The sequence below is a fragment of the Pseudescherichia sp. genome (assembly GCF_031998825.1).
Taxonomy (GTDB): domain Bacteria; phylum Pseudomonadota; class Gammaproteobacteria; order Enterobacterales; family Enterobacteriaceae; genus Pseudescherichia.
In genome coordinates this window covers 87,421-101,984 of the sequence record NZ_DAMACX010000004.1, presented here as the reverse complement: position 1 = coordinate 101,984, position 14,564 = coordinate 87,421, and the positions used below count along the sequence as shown (strand labels likewise).

Annotated in this window: 11 protein-coding genes; 5 read left to right on the top strand and 6 right to left on the bottom strand. The window is 59.4% G+C overall.

Annotated elements, in window-relative coordinates; genetic code table 11:
- Positions 1-9 precede the first annotated feature (9 nt).
- The gene (locus RTP97_RS03205) at positions 10-999 is read left to right on the top strand and encodes a flagellar hook-associated protein (RefSeq protein WP_312410828.1); all 990 of its coding nucleotides are present in this window, start codon (positions 10-12) and stop codon (positions 997-999) included.
- On the opposite strand, the gene RTP97_RS03200 is transcribed toward RTP97_RS03205, so the two are convergent.
- The 3 genes from RTP97_RS03200 to RTP97_RS03190 all read right to left on the bottom strand — a co-directional run bounded on the left by RTP97_RS03200 (position 996) and on the right by RTP97_RS03190 (position 4,903).
- Positions 996-1,316, bottom strand: coding sequence for a hypothetical protein (locus RTP97_RS03200; protein ID WP_312410826.1), 321 nt, complete (start codon positions 1,314-1,316; stop codon positions 996-998). The genes RTP97_RS03205 and RTP97_RS03200 overlap by 4 nt on opposite strands.
- Positions 1,317-1,446: 130 nt before the next feature.
- A complete protein-coding gene (locus tag RTP97_RS03195) occupies positions 1,447-2,331 on the bottom strand; it encodes a transcriptional regulator (protein ID WP_312410824.1) in 885 nt (294 codons plus the stop codon).
- A gap of 349 nt (positions 2,332-2,680) precedes the next feature.
- Positions 2,681-4,903 carry a TonB-dependent siderophore receptor gene (locus tag RTP97_RS03190; protein ID WP_312410822.1) on the bottom strand — a complete coding sequence of 741 codons (2,223 nt, stop codon included), beginning with the start codon at positions 4,901-4,903 and terminating at the stop codon, positions 2,681-2,683.
- Between the two features lie 201 nt (positions 4,904-5,104).
- Here RTP97_RS03190 and fes point away from each other — a divergent pair, with 201 nt between their 5' ends.
- From fes to wzz(fepE), 4 genes are all read left to right on the top strand, one after another.
- Positions 5,105-6,325 (top strand): enterochelin esterase, encoded by a 1,221-nt coding sequence (gene fes / locus RTP97_RS03185; protein WP_312410819.1) that lies wholly within the window; start codon positions 5,105-5,107, stop codon positions 6,323-6,325.
- A 27-nt stretch (positions 6,326-6,352) separates the two neighbouring features.
- Positions 6,353-6,556 carry an MbtH family NRPS accessory protein gene (locus RTP97_RS03180; protein ID WP_312410816.1) on the top strand — a complete coding sequence of 68 codons (204 nt, stop codon included), beginning with the start codon at positions 6,353-6,355 and terminating at the stop codon, positions 6,554-6,556.
- A gap of 10 nt (positions 6,557-6,566) precedes the next feature.
- Positions 6,567-10,454 (top strand): enterobactin non-ribosomal peptide synthetase EntF, encoded by a 3,888-nt coding sequence (entF, locus tag RTP97_RS03175; protein WP_312410813.1) that lies wholly within the window; start codon positions 6,567-6,569, stop codon positions 10,452-10,454.
- Between the two features lie 136 nt (positions 10,455-10,590).
- Positions 10,591-11,730 (top strand): LPS O-antigen length regulator Wzz(fepE), encoded by a 1,140-nt coding sequence (gene wzz(fepE) / locus RTP97_RS03170; protein WP_312410810.1) that lies wholly within the window; start codon positions 10,591-10,593, stop codon positions 11,728-11,730.
- 86 nt (positions 11,731-11,816) lie between these two features.
- Here wzz(fepE) and fepC read toward each other — a convergent pair whose 3' ends face one another.
- From fepC to fepD, 3 genes are all read right to left on the bottom strand, one after another.
- Positions 11,817-12,611, bottom strand: coding sequence for an iron-enterobactin ABC transporter ATP-binding protein (gene fepC, locus RTP97_RS03165; RefSeq protein WP_312410804.1), 795 nt, complete (start codon positions 12,609-12,611; stop codon positions 11,817-11,819).
- Positions 12,608-13,600 carry an iron-enterobactin ABC transporter permease gene (gene fepG, locus RTP97_RS03160; protein WP_312410801.1) on the bottom strand — a complete coding sequence of 331 codons (993 nt, stop codon included), beginning with the start codon at positions 13,598-13,600 and terminating at the stop codon, positions 12,608-12,610. Before fepG ends, fepC begins: the two co-directional genes overlap by 4 nt.
- Positions 13,597-14,564: Fe(3+)-siderophore ABC transporter permease (fepD, locus tag RTP97_RS03155; protein WP_312410798.1), on the bottom strand; the 968-nt coding region annotated here is incomplete at its 5' end. The genes fepD and fepG, both read right to left, overlap by 4 nt.

Genomic DNA, 14,564 nt, shown 5'->3' with positions numbered 1-14,564 from the left:
GGAATGACCATGCAGGTTGGTTTACAGACAACGACACGCCCTTCAGGCAGCGAGCTCTCTCCGTCACAGATAAGGGATCGGGCGCAGGTTCAGCCGAGTCTAAAGCGTACAGAGCGGGAAGAGTATCCCGCCTCGCCGCTAATCGCCCTCCGGCCACAGCGCTATAGCGTTCAGCTCAACGATCAGCTAACTGTTCTCCAGCAGGCCGACAGCTATCTCTCCCGGCTGGAGAACGCGCTGCTGAACCAGCGCTATGCATCATCCGGCGGCGGGCAGCGTGGAGCGGACAGTGCAGCGCTGGCGGATCTGCTGACTAATCGGGTTCAACTCTCTGCCGGTCGGGTGGACCGGCAGCTGCTGCCGGTACTGCAGGGGGAGGCGCAGGTGACGTTTCATGCACCGGAGCTGGCAGAACTACTCAACGGCGATAGAGAGCCGGTATCGCTGATGTTCAGCGTTGAGGCGGGGCGGGGGCGACGTCTGGCTGTCGTGTCGCTGGCTAATCCGAACGATGCGCTTAATCCGCTTATGCAGATAAAGAACGCCCTGCAGCGAACGGGCGTTATGCCGCGCATTAGCGAGGGGAAGTGGACATTTGCTGTCGGTGAAGCTGGCTGGCCGCAGATGCAGCGCTCTTTCACAATCGCTGATGCCAAAGGGGAACATGCCCGACGGCCTGGCCTTCAGGCCACCTCTGCACCTGCCGAAGCATTAGGCGCCGCGCTGGCAACGGGACAGCGTGACGGTCTTCAGGGCATGGTGCAGAGCGTGCTTAACCAGGTAGGGGAACAGCGTCAGCTACTGGCATCGGCCCAGGAGAAAGCGCGCCAGCGTATGGATGTCATGGCGCGTTTTCCTGAAGCGCAAAGCGCGGAGAGTGCCTCGGCGGCGCTGGGGCAGACCCTGGCCTGGGCCTGCCACCACTACGACACCCTGGCTCAGGCCGTGAATGGCCAGGCCAATCTTCCGGCGCTGACGGTGCAAAACCTGCTCGGCTAGCGCTGGCAGCCCGCTGTGCCCAGCGTCATCATGGTGGGATCGACCACCAGCACGGTGAGGCTGTCTTTATCCAGCAGAAGAGATTGCGCATTCGCCAGGGGCTTCATCGCCACACGCAGCCGATTATCCTGCGTAAAGTTCAGAAAGGATAAAAGAGCCGGATCGGAATGCTGGGTATCTCTCTTTTTCAGCCACAGATACCCCTCTGGTCCAGCGGAGGCTCGGATATCGAAGCAGGTGGCAACTTCCGTTGATAAGGAGAACTTATCGTCATTACGATGCAGCGTAACCTGTGCGCCGCCAGGCGTCGGGATCATGCCGACTGTGTAGCCACGCTGGTCTGCGGTCGTTAAATCATAAAATATGACCTCCGTTCGCACGATGGCGGCAATGGCTGACAGTGGGCAGTAAATCATTGACAGTGTGAATATTAAACGCAAAAAAGCGCTATTGACATACGGGTATTTCATTAATAGTTTTCTCAGCTGCTTGATAAACAACAGAGTTCAAATTTTGTATGCCACTCTGCCAATTTTGAATGCCCATCATTAATTGATATTGGTGATGGCAATTATCCTGAACAATAAAACTTACCGATAGCTTAGGAATCGATTCGCTGTAATAAAAAACCGCATTCATCCGCTGTGCCTGTAACATTTGATTAATAGACCGCAGCGCATCAGGCATATGCTTTACCAGCTGTGCCGCATGGCCCGGGTCATTACCCGCGTGCAGGTGGTAAATTCTGATGCGTGGATAGTCCTTACTGGTCTCATCTTTTAAAATCAACCCGCTGTGAACGACAGAGGGGGTTACGTTTTGATGGCGACCCGTAAGAGATGAATAATTTTTAATTAATAAATATATTATGGGGATAACGATGATAGATATAATAAAAAGTTTATTAAACTTACTCCCAGACCGCCTGCTTCTCTCGGGCGGTGCATGGGATAACTCCGACGAGGGTGCGTCGCTATCCTTGTTCTCCATCTCTTCTGTTATAGCGGGTTTGTCAAGGTAGATAATAAAATCTCTATTAAAAACATAGCCTTTCTTCGGCACCGTTTTTATGATCTCCTGTAGGCGACCGTCGTCACCCAGCGCTGCGCGTAAGGCATAGATAGCCGTCGGCAGGCTATTATTGCCTACTACCCGGTTTTTCCATACCGCATTGATCAGATAGTTACGTGACAACACCTCGCCAGCGTGGGTGACCAGCGTTTCAAGCAGAATGTAATGAAATTCGCCCAGGCGCTGAATCTCACCCGTTTCGGTGTGAACCAACGCGTTTAGTGATGGATCGAGCCGCCACTTATTTAAGAGAATATACATAGTCTATTTTTTTTTGAGTAGAGATAGAAAAGATTAGCATTAATAAATATTTGCTGTGATTGATACTTTTTTTATCAACTTCATAACATATCGTAACATTTCGTACTGTGTTTAATAATGCTAAGAATACCAGTATCTTATTAGTAATTATTTTTTTAAAGTCTAAAACGTGATCTGTATAAATTGTCCAAAAAAGGACAATGTAGCCAAACTTGAATAACAGAGCAATCTAAGAGTTTTCTTAAATTGTAAATTATCGTGTCTTTTATACGAGGGTGGGATAATAAAGAGAGACGCGGTATCGCGCCTCCTCATTGCGAAGAGGCGCATAACGTCATACCGCTTTTGATTAGAAGTGCGTATTCACGCTCATGAACCAGGTACGGCCCGGCTCGTTATAGGTCGCTGCGCCTGCGCCGTACATATAGGATTTCGTCGTATCATTACCGGTGGTCTGGGCGTTACCCGCGCGCCACTGGCGTTTGTCAAAGACGTTATCCACGCCTGCCGTCAGGCTGACGTTTTTGGTGGCATCCCAGGTGCCGCTCAGGCCAACGATGCTGTACGGGCTCACCTCATCGGTTTCGCTGCCCGTCGCGCGGTTGCCTTTGTAGTTATAGATCTTCGGCTGCTGCTTGCCGTACCAGGTGAAGGTGGACTGCACTGAGAGGTCCTGGCGGATCTGCCAGCTCAGCGTCGAGTTCAGCGTATACTCCGGAATAATAGAGAGACGATCGCCGGTGGTTTTGTTCTTGCTTTGCAGCATGTAGGTCAGGTTGTTGGTCCAGTTAACCGTCTCGGTCACCGGCACGTTGAGCGTCCCTTCCAGCCCCTCGACAACCGCTTTTGGCACGTTCTCCCACTGGTAAATATCCGTGGTCGCTTTAGACGCCTGGCCAATCGGCGCGTAGCCCGCTTCGATCTTGTCGCGATAGTCGTTGCGGAACCAGGTCACCCCCGCCAGCCAGCCGTCGCGTTTGAACTCCAGCCCTACCTCTTTATTGATGCTGGTCTCTGCTTTCAGATCGTCATTCCCCATCAGATAGCAGGCGCCGGCGCTGGCGTAGCAGCCCTGGCCGCGGCTGTAGAGGATGTAGTTCGGGTTGGTCTGATAGAGGCTTGGCGCTTTATAGGCGCGGGCGATACCCATTTTCAGGGTAATGTCGTCCGTCAGCCCCTGAGAGAGGTTCAGAGACGGGCTCCAGTTATTGCCAACAATGGTGTGGTGATCGAAGCGCAGCGCTGGCGTCAGCATGGTGCTGTCGGTCAGCTCCATGTTGTTCTCCGCAAACAGCGAGAAGATCTCTGCCTGGGAGTAGGGGCTACGGTTGGTGGGATCCACCCCGGCAATGGTGCCGCCTTCGGTCAGCGACTGGGTGTTAGAGGCCAGATCCTTCATGCGCTGCTGGTTCCACTCGGTGCCCAGCGTCAGGGTCTGGTTTACCAACAGATCCAGCGGCAGGTTAACCTCGCTATGCAGCAGCACGTCGGCAAGATCGATATTCGAGAAGTTCTCGTCGGAGAAGATCCCTTCCGTACCGCCTGCCAGGCCTTCGTTATTGCGCGTGTTGCGGGTGTGCTCGTACTGCGCATAGGTGTTGGTGGTGACGCCGTTATCCCAGCCGCCGTTCCAGGTCAGGGAGTAGTTCTGGCGATAGAGACGGTTGGTCTCTTTGCCGTAATTCTTTTTCACCAGCGCGTTAGTGTTGGTATTCTGGGTATCGCCCGCGTAGAGGTTCCCCTGGCGGCTATAGCCCGCCTCCAGCTCCAGCGAGTTCATGGGAGCAAAATCCCAGCGCAGCTGACCGTTGACATCTTTGTTGGTCACCCCTTCACGCCCGGCTGGCATGGTGCCCGCGTAGCTGCCGGTACGTTCAGATTCATGGCCTTTGTTGATATCCCAGGCGTCGGCCTGGGTCTTCTCCAGGTTACCGTAGAGACGGAAGCTGAAATCGCCCCCCAGCGGGCCGGTCAGGTTGAAGTTGGTGCGCTTGGTTGAGCCTTCCGACTTATGCTCCGGCGCGTTGAGGTAGGTGTCCCACGCCCCGTGCCACTCGCTGTTGGATTTCTTGGTGATGATATTAACCACGCCGCCCGCAGCACCGTTGCCGTAGCGTGCCGCCGCCGGGCCGCGGATCACCTCGATGCGCTCGATCATCTCCGGCGGTACCCAGCTGGTGTCACCCCGGGTGTCACGCTCGCCGCGCCAGCCCAGGCGCACCGAGTTACGGCTGGTGACTGGCTTGCCGTCGATCAGGATCAGCGTATTTTCCGGGCCCATGCCGCGGATATCGATCTGACGGCTGTTGCCGCGCTGGCCGCTGGTAGAGTTCCCGGTAAGGTTAACGCCCGGCATGGTGCGAATAATTTCAGAGACGTCGCGAGCAGGTGGATTTTTGCGGATCTCATCGGCGGTGATGGTAGAGACGCCGGGAGCCTGCAAATTCTGCTCGGCGGCGGTAACAACGATAGTGTCGTCCCCGGCGGGGGACTCCTCTGCATGAAGCGGTAGCGCTACCCCGTAAATGCCCAAATTGACCAGTAAGGCCAGGGACGTAATCTTGTTATTCATTGCATTACCTGTTTTCGTCGCCAGAAGGCCTCTACACGTCCCGGTTCCCTGAACGCACGCGGCAAATGGCATGATTATGTGAAAGACGCGCTTCCCACAGCGCGCCAATACGCTATTGCAAATGCAAATAGTTATCAATAATATTATCGATAATTTTTCTTACATTTGAAAAAATGCCGCAATCAGTACGGGGTTAATTAGGTGACGACGCGAGCAACGGGCAGCGATGCCTGGTGGGAGGCCAAAAAGGGGCCTGAGTGGTATCGTGAGAGTGATGAGATCTGCCGGGTCACCTTCTGGTGGCGCGATCCGGCGGGGACTGAAACCACTTCTGCCATACGACATGTGTGGATCTACATCACCGGCGTCACCGATCATCATCAACGGTCCAGACCACAGTCCCTGAGCCGCATCCCCGGAACCGACGTCTGGTTCTGGCAAACCTCGCTTAACGCAAGCTGGCGCGGCAGCTACTGCCTGATCCCTTCCGAAAATGAGCAGGATTTTGCCGAGTCGGCATTCACTGGCGACGTGCCGGATCGCGTGGCCCTGCGCGAAGGCTGGCGCAGGCTGCTGGCCCACGCCGTGGCCGATCCGCTCAATCCGCTGTCGTGGCGGGGTGGGCGCGGCCATGCGGTTTCGGCCCTGGAGATGCCCGACGCGCCGGAGCAGCCGGGCTGGCACGCCCCACAGGATACGCCCTTTACGCCACCGGCCTGCATCCACTGGCGCAGCGACCGGCTGGGCAATAAACGCCGGGTCTGGATCTACACCACCGGGGAAGAAAACGCTACCGAGCGTCCGCTGGCGGTGCTGCTTGACGGCAAGTTCTGGGCGCAGAGCATGCCCATTTGGCCCGCTCTTGCCGCGCTTACCCGGGAGGGCAAACTGCCGCCTGCGGTCTATCTGCTGGTCGACTCAATCGATAACACCCAGCGCGAACGCGAGCTGCCCTGTAACCCAGACTTCTGGCAGGCGTTACAGGAAGAGCTGCTGCCGCAGGTTAAGGCCATGGCCCCGTTCAGCGATGAGGCGTCACGCACGGTGGTGGCCGGGCAGAGCTTTGGCGGTCTGGCCTCGCTCTATGCCGGGCTGAACTGGCCGGAGCGCTTTGGCTGCGTGCTGAGCCAGTCCGGCTCCTACTGGTGGCCGCATCGCGGTGCGCAGCAGGATGGGGTAGTTATCGAGCAGCTAAAAACCGGCAGCCTTCAGCCGCAAAACCTGCGCATCGTGCTGGAGGCGGGGGCGCGTGAACCGCTCATCTTTGGCGTTAACCAGACGCTTTACTCTCTATTGCAGCCGACGACAGCGGCGCTTTTCTGGCGTCCGACCGACGGCGGACACGACGCGCTCTGCTGGCGCGGCGGGCTGACTGCAGGGCTGATGACGCTCTGGCAGCCGCTCATTGATGCCGGGCGATAGCGCCTTTTTCCACGACAGGAGTGTGGTATGGAGTTCAGTAATCCCTTCGACGATCCAGAGGGGCAGTTTTACATTCTGCAAAACGCGCAGCAGTGCTACAGCCTGTGGCCACAGCAGTGTGCGCTGCCGCAGGGCTGGCACATCGTTGCCGAGCCCCAGCCGCAGGCAGCGTGCCACCTCTGGCTTGCGGAACAGTGGCAGAACTTAACCCCTGCGCACTATACACGTTAAGGAGCAACGCATGTCGAAACGTCTACCGCTGGTGGCGGCCCAGACCGGGATCTGGATGGCGGAAACGCTCTCCACGCTGCCTAACGCCTGGAGCGTAGCGCACTATATTGTCATTGACGACAGCGAGCTGGATGAAGCCCTGCTCGGTGAGGCTATCCTCACTGGCATGAGCCATGCCGATACCCTGCGCAGCCGCTTTGTCGAGGATAACGGCGAGGTATTCCAGTGGATTGATGAATCCATGCCGCTGGCGCAGCCCACTCTTCACGATCTGCGCGCCAGCGCCGATTCCCACGCGGCGGCGCTGGCCATTATGCAGGGCGATCTGGATCAGAACCTGCGCGTCGACGGCGGTAAGCCGCTATGCCACCATGCGCTGCTGCGCCTCGGGGATCGCCGCTGGTACTGGTATCAGCGTTATCATCACCTGCTGGTAGATGGCTTCAGCTTCCCCGCCATTACCCGACATATCGCCGCCATCTATAGCGCATGGCGGCGCGGCGAACCGGCACCGGCATCGCCTTTTACCCCCTTCGCCGACGTGGTAGAGGAGTACCAGCGCTACCGCGACAGCGAGGCGTATGGCCGGGACGCGGCTTACTGGCGTGAGATAAGCCAGAGCCTGCCGCCGCCGGTGTCGCTCTCCGCCAGCCCGCTGCCGGGACGCGCCTCTACCGCTGATATTTTGCGCCTGAAGCTGACTCTCGACGGCCAGGCGTTTTCCCGACTTGCGGCACAGAACGGCAGTTGCCAGCCAGCGGATCTTGCCCTCGCGCTGGTCTCTCTCTGGCTGGCCCGCCTGTGCGGACGTATGGACTATGCCGCCGGATTTATCTTTATGCGCCGGATGGGATCCGCCGCTCTCTGCGCCACCGGCCCGGTGCTCAACGTCCTGCCGCTGGCGGTGAACGTCGACCCGGCGGAGACCCTCGCCGCGCTGGCGCAGAAGCTTGCCGCCCGGCTAAAAAAGATGCGCCGCCATCAGCGCTATGACGCTGAGCAGATTGTGCGCGACAGCGGGCAGGGAGCAGGCGATCGCGCCTTGTTTGGCCCGGTATTCAACGTGAAGATGTTTGACTACCAGCTGGATATTGATGGAGCGGCGGGCACGACCCATACCCTGGCGACCGGGCCGGTTAACGACCTGGAGATCGCGCTCATTCCAGACGAGAAGGGCGGTCTTGCCGTGGAGATCCTCGCCAATCGCCAGCGCTATGATGAAGCCTCGCTAACCGCTCATGCCGCCAGGCTGGATGCGCTGCTGCGCCAGTTTGCCGATAACCCAGCCTTGCGCTGCGGTGAGGCGGCCCTGATCCTGCCTGTGGAGCAGGAGAGGATTGACCGCATCAACGATACCGCAGTAAGCCTGCCGGCCACTACCCTCAGCGCCCTTGTCGCGGCCCAGAGTGAAAAAACGCCTGACGCTCCGGCGCTGGCCGATGCCCGCTGGCAGTTCAGCTACCGCGAAATGCGCGAGCAGGTCATCGCCCTGGCGCAGGTGTTACGCCAGCGCGGCGTTCAGCCTGGGGACAGCGTCGCCGTGGCGCTGCCGCGTTCGGTCTTCCTCACCCTGGCCCTGCATGCGATTGTCGAGGCTGGAGCCGCCTGGCTGCCGCTGGATACCGGTTACCCGGATGACCGCCTGCATATGATGCTGGAGGATGCCCAGCCGCGGCTGCTGATCACCGCTGAGGATCAGCTGGCGCGGTTTAGCGCTATCCCGCAGCTCGCCCATCTCTGCTACAGCGCGCCGCTGCCGGTGACCAACGTACCCGCGTTGACGCTCTCAACGCCAGAGCATACCGCCTATATCATCTTTACCTCCGGCTCGACGGGCCGCCCGAAAGGGGTGATGGTGGGGCAGACGGCCATCGTCAACCGCCTGCTGTGGATGCAGGCGAGCTATCCACTTGGGGCGCAGGATGTGGTGGCACAAAAGACGCCGTGCAGCTTTGATGTCTCGGTGTGGGAGTTCTTCTGGCCCTTTATCGCCGGGGCGAAGCTGGTGATGGCGGAGCCGGAGGCGCACCGCGATCCTCAGGCGTTACAGCTCTTTTTTGCCCGCTACGGGGTGACCACTACGCACTTTGTTCCCTCAATGCTGGCGGCGTTTGTGGCTTCCCTGTCCCCGGAGACGGCGTGGGAGAGCTGCCGCACGCTGCGCAACGTCTTTTGCAGCGGTGAAGCGCTGCCAACGGATCTCTGCCGCGAGTGGGAAAGCCTAACCGGTGCGCCGCTGCATAATCTCTATGGCCCGACGGAAGCGGCGGTCGACGTCAGCGGATATCCGGCTTATGGCGAGGCGCTGGCCGGGGTCACCGGCCCCAGCGTGCCGATCGGCTATCCGGTCTGGAACACCGGCCTGCGTATTCTGGACAGCATGATGCAGCCTCTGCCGCCGGGCGTGGCGGGCGATCTCTACCTGACCGGCATCCAGCTGGCGCAGGGCTATCTGGGGCGTCCCGACCTGACCGCCAGCCGCTTTATTGCCGATCCCTTTGCCGCTGGCGAACGGATGTACCGCACCGGCGACGTGGCCCGCTGGCTGGAAAACGGTGCGGTGGAGTACCTTGGCCGTAGCGACGATCAGCTCAAAATTCGCGGCCAGCGTATCGAGCTGGGCGAGATCGACTGCGTCATGCAGACGCTGCCGGACGTGGCGCAGGCGGTTACCCATGCCTGTGTGCTTAACCAGGCGGCGGCAGTTGGCGGCGACGCACGCCAACTGGTGGGCTACCTGGTGTCGGCCTCGGGGCAGCCGCTGGAGACGTCCGCCCTGATTGAACAGCTAAAAGCACAGCTGCCGCCACATATGGTGCCCGCCGCACTGGTCCAGCTCAGCGAGCTACCGCTCAGCGCTAATGGCAAGCTGGACAGGAAAGCGCTGCCGCTACCAACGCCTGCGGCTGCATCGGGCGGACGTGCCCCGGAGACGAACACGGAGATAGCGGTGGCGCAGCTGTTTACCGAGCTGCTGGCCTGTGAAGTAAATGACGTCAGCGCCGACTTCTTTGCCCTCGGCGGCCACTCGCTGCTGGCCATGCGGCTGGCGGCGCGGCTTAGCCAGACATTTAATCGTCAGGTGACGCCGGGGCAGGTGATGGTCGCCTCAAGCGTAGAGAAACTTGCCGCCCTGCTGGAGAGCGATGCGCAGGACGGGCGACTGCAAAATCTTGGCTACGAAACAATCCTGCCCCTGCGCGAGGGCGATGGCCCGACGCTGTTCTGCTTCCATCCGGCCTCTGGTTTTGCCTGGCAGTTTAGCGTGCTGGCGCGCTATCTCAATCCGCGCTGGTCAATCATCGGTATTCAGTCGCCGCGCCCGGGCGGGCCGATGGCTACCGCTGCTTCGCTGGATGACGTGTGTGAGGCACACCTGCAAACGCTGCTCGCCCAGCAGCCGCACGGACCTTACTACCTGTTTGGCTACTCCCTCGGCGGCACGCTGGCGCAGGGGATTGCCGCCCGGCTGCGCCAGCGCGGCGAAGCGGTGGCCTTCCTTGGGCTGCTGGATACCTGGCCCCCGGAAACGCAGAACTGGGCAGAGAAAGAGGCTAACGGTCTCGATCCCGAGGTGCTGGCGGAGATTAACCGCGAGCGGGAGGCGTTTCTCGCCGCCCAGCAGGGTCAGGCGTCCGGCGAACTGTTTAATGCTATCGAAGGCAACTATGGCGACGCGGTTCGGCTGCTGACCACCGCCCACAGTATGCCGTTTGATGGCAAAGCGACGCTGTTTGTCGCCGAGCGCACGCTGCCAGCCGGGATGGATCCGCAGCGGGTCTGGTTGCCCTGGGTGAAGGAGCTGGAGGTATATCGCCAGGACTGCGCCCACGTAGATATCATTTCACCAGCGGTATTTACGGCTATTGGACCCCTGGTTGCAGGGCTGCTTAATTAATAGCCAGTCACGCCTACTATATATAGTGGGCGTGACCAACAAATCCAAATCTTGGTTCAGATTAATCTCATTTAGTATTATCATAGAGGGAAGATGTAAATAATGCTTTCGTAGCAAATCAGGGTAGAGTTTATAGATGTCATCGTTAGAAATTAAACAGGATAATGAAGTGCAACTCCGCCACTATCCTGTCGAACCTCATCGCACTCAAGAAATTGATTTACTTACGCTTATTGATGTTCTGTGGACAGCTAAAAAACAAATTATCGCTATAGCCGCAGCATTTGCTGTGATTGGTCTGCTAATTTCGTTTGTACTGCCGCAGAAATGGACCAGCGAAGCGGTCATTACCCCAGCAGAACAGACGCAGTGGCACGCTCTGCAGCGGGTTTTGATGGAGCTTCAGGTACTGGACGTAGAGGCACCGGTCAACCAGGCTGATGTTTTTAACCAGTTCATAAAGACTTTTAGTTCGCAGTCGTTGCAGGAAGAGTATTTCCGCAACTCATCCTACATGAAGTCCCATTACCCCGATCTCACTCCCGATTCGCTAGAATTTCAGCGCGCGGTCGTCCGTCTGACAGAAAAAGTGAAGATCGTTGATAATGCGTCGCCAAAAAGCCCCGTTGAAGCCCCCTTTACCTCCTGGACGCTTGGCTTTACTGCATCAACGGCTGACGATGCGAAAGAGGTTCTGGAAGGCTATATCGACTATGTCGCGGCGAGAGTGGTCAACGAGACCACGGATAATATCCGTAATACGCTGGCGTTAAAAACGCGCTTCGAGCAGGAGAAGCTCAATCTCGATCGCGTTCGTCTGACTAACCAGCGTGATACAAAAATCCAGCGTCTTAATTACTCGCTGGAAGTCGCCAACGCTGCGGGCATTAAAAAACCGGTATATAGCAACGGCCAGGTTGTGAATGACGATCCGGACTTCTCTATTACGCTGGGCGCAGACGGTATCCAGGAAAAACTGCGCATTGAAAAATCGCTGAAGGATATTGCCGATCTTAACGCCGACCTGCGTAACCGTGAATATCATGTCGAGCAGCTGCAGAAGCTGAACGTAAAAGACATTGAATTCTCACCGTTCAAATATCAGCTCTCACCGTCGCTGCCGATGAAGAAAGATGGTCAGGGCAAAGCGGTAATTACCATTCTGATGGGATTAGTCGGTATTATCGTTGCCTGTGGTATTGTTCTGCTGCGCAACGCCATGCTGGCGCGCACTTTACCACCGGTTGCTCCGGAGATGGTGCTGGAGTCAGCATAAATGCCCGGCGGCGCTGCGCTTGCACGGGCCTACGGGTTAGGTAGGCCGGGTCAGCGTCAGCGCCACCCAGCGTTAAAATCGGCTGGTCACGTTCTGCCCAGCGGCACCACCAGCGGCGTATGCGCCACCGGATCGTCGATAATCATACAGCGCAACCCGTAAACCGCCTCAATCAGCTCTGCCGTTACAATCTCCTTCGGTGCACCCTCAGCCACAATCTTTCCGTCCCGCAGGGCAATCAGATGGGTGGCATAGCGGCAGGCCTGGTTCAGATCGTGCAGCACCGCCGCCAGGGTATAGCCCTGCTCGCGGTTCAGCTCGCTTAGCAATTCCAGCACGTCAATCTGATAGCTGATATCCAGCCAGGTGGTCGGCTCATCCAGCAGCATAATCGCCGTCTCCTGCGCCAGCACCATCGCTATCCACGCCCGCTGGCGTTGGCCGCCGGAGAGGGTATCCACGCTTTGCAAGGCGAGATCCGCCACGCCGGTGGCCTCCATTGCCCGCTGTACGGCGCGATCGTCCTCCTGTCGCCAGCGGGTAAACAGCGGCTGGTGCGGATAGCGGCCTCGAGAGACCAGCTCCTGCACCGTAATATCTCCCGGTGTAGTGGCGTTCTGCGCCAGCAGGCCGATGCGCCGCGCCACTTCTTTGCTGTTGAAGCGCTGGATCTGCTCGCCGTCCAGGTAAACGTGCCCTTGGGTAGGCGTCATCAGGCGGCTCAGGGTGCGCAGCAGGGTTGATTTTCCGCAGCCGTTGGGGCCAATAATGGCGGTAAAGTGGCCGTCGGGAATGGCGACGGAGAGATTGTCCGCCACCACCTTTTTACCGTAGCCGAGCGTTAACCGGTCCCCGCGCAGACGGGTTGTAGAATCGATCATCTTTTGCGGGACTCCTTGATTAACAGGACGATAAGGTAGATACCGCCCAGGCTTACGGTAACCACGCCGACCGGAAGCTGATAGGGAATAAACAGCTGCTGGGCGCAGAGATCGGCGGCCAGCAGCAGCAGCGCGCCGCAGAGCGCCGCCTGGGTCAGGCCCCAGCGCGCCGTGCCGCTAATGCGTCGGGCGATGTGCGGCGCAACCAGCGCCACAAAGGAGATCGGTCCGGCGAGGGCGGTCGCCGCCGCGGTCAGCACCACGGCTACCAGCATCAGCATCAGCCGGGAGCGCTCGACGCTGACGCCCAGCGCGCAGGCGCTGTCGTCCCCCATCTCCAGCAGGCGCATCCGTTTCACCAGCAGCGCGGCGCAGACAAACATCAGCAGCAGGATCGGTGCGGAGGGCCAGGTTTTAGCCCAGGTCAGGCCGTTGAGCGAGCCGGCGTTCCACAGCCCGGCGGTGAGGGCGGTCTCCAGCGAGGCCTTAATCAGCAGCCAGGTATTGAAGGCGATCAGCATCGCTCGAACGCCGATGCCGATAATAATCAGGCGAAAGGTCTCAATGCCGTTGCGCCAGGCCAGGGCCCATACGATCAGCGAGGTGAGGATCCCCCCGGCCATCGCTGCAAAGGCGATAGCCGTGAGATCCTGACCGTACAGCACCATTGCTACCAGCACGCCGCTCCAGGCCCCGGTGTTAAAGCCCATTACGTCAGGGCTGCCCAGCGGGTTACGCATCAGCGACTGAAAGATGGCCCCGCTGACCCCCAGCGCGCCGCCGACGAGGATCGCCATCAGCACCCGGGGCAGTCGCCACTCGTTAACCACCAGCGCAACGCCGCGTGGCGCATCGCCGGTGAAGGCAGCCAGCACCTGGTCGGGAGAGAGCGGCACCGTGCCGCTGCACAGGCTCCACAGGGCCACTATTACGCTGGCGCAGGCCAGCAGGAAAACGCTAAAGAGTAAACGGCGAGAGGGGGCGATCACATTGCACCTCCCCGACGGTGGCGACGTACCAGAAAGATCAATACCGGCGCACCGATAAAGGCGCTGACCACCGACACCCGCAGCTCGCCCGGCACGATCAGCCTGCCAATGATATCGGCAAACAGCAGCAGGGCAGGGGTGGCGAGAAGGGTCACCGGCAGAGACCAGCGGTGATCGGCCCCCACCAGCCAGCGCGCCATATGCGGCATCATCAGGCCAATAAAGGCGATGGGACCCGAGACGGCGGTGGCGCTGGCACACAGAACGGTGATAGCCAGCAGGCCCAGCAGTTGAGTGCGGGCTACCCTGCTGCCGAGGGCGGTGGCGGTGTCACTCCCGAGGCTCAGGCTGTTCAGCGCCCGGCTAAGCAGGAGTGCAATCGCCCCGGCCACCAGCACTGGGATCAGCACGATACGTAGCGTCTGTAAGGTACGCACGTCGAGGGAGCCCGCCTGCCAGAAGCGCAGCTGGTCGTAGACGTCCGGGTTAAGCAGGGAGATCCCGCTGGAGAGACCCTCCAGCACCGCCGCCAGCGCAACGCCCGCCAGCGTGAGGCGCACCGGACTCAGCTGTCCGCCGCCCGCGCTGCCGGTAAAGGCGACTACCAGCGAGGCCGCCAGCGCACCGCAGAAGGCCAGCCCTAGCTGCTCGCCGGGGGAGGAGATGCCCAGCAGCGCCGCGCCGAGCACAATAGCAAAGCTTGCTCCGGCGTTAACGCCAAGCAGGCCGGGATCGGCAAGAGGGTTACGGGTCAGGGTCTGCATCAGCGCCCCGGCGAGACCCAGCGCGCCGCCGACCAGCAGCCCGGCCAGGGTGCGCGGCAGGCGGGCATCAAGCACGATCGTGCAGTCGGCGCTTTGGCAGGTGCCGGAGAGGGCATCCATTACAACGGAGAGGGGCAGCGGTTTGGCCCCGATCAGCAAGCTGAGCACGCCTGCAACCAGCAGCAGTAGCAATAATCCGC

What these genes read in the sequence shown, in the direction of transcription:
- RTP97_RS03205 (WP_312410828.1), top strand. Translation starts at nt 10, where the DNA reads ATGCAGGTTGGTTTACAGACAACGACACGCCCTTCAGGCAGCGAGCTC.
- RTP97_RS03200 (WP_312410826.1), bottom strand. Translation starts at nt 1,316, where the DNA reads ATGATCCCGACGCCTGGCGGCGCACAGGTTACGCTGCATCGTAATGAC.
- RTP97_RS03195 (WP_312410824.1), bottom strand. Translation starts at nt 2,331, where the DNA reads ATGTATATTCTCTTAAATAAGTGGCGGCTCGATCCATCACTAAACGCG.
- RTP97_RS03190 (WP_312410822.1), bottom strand. Translation starts at nt 4,903, where the DNA reads ATGAATAACAAGATTACGTCCCTGGCCTTACTGGTCAATTTGGGCATT.
- RTP97_RS03180 (WP_312410816.1), top strand. Translation starts at nt 6,353, where the DNA reads ATGGAGTTCAGTAATCCCTTCGACGATCCAGAGGGGCAGTTTTACATT.
- entF (WP_312410813.1), top strand. Translation starts at nt 6,567, where the DNA reads ATGTCGAAACGTCTACCGCTGGTGGCGGCCCAGACCGGGATCTGGATG.
- fepC (WP_312410804.1), bottom strand. Translation starts at nt 12,611, where the DNA reads ATGATCGATTCTACAACCCGTCTGCGCGGGGACCGGTTAACGCTCGGC.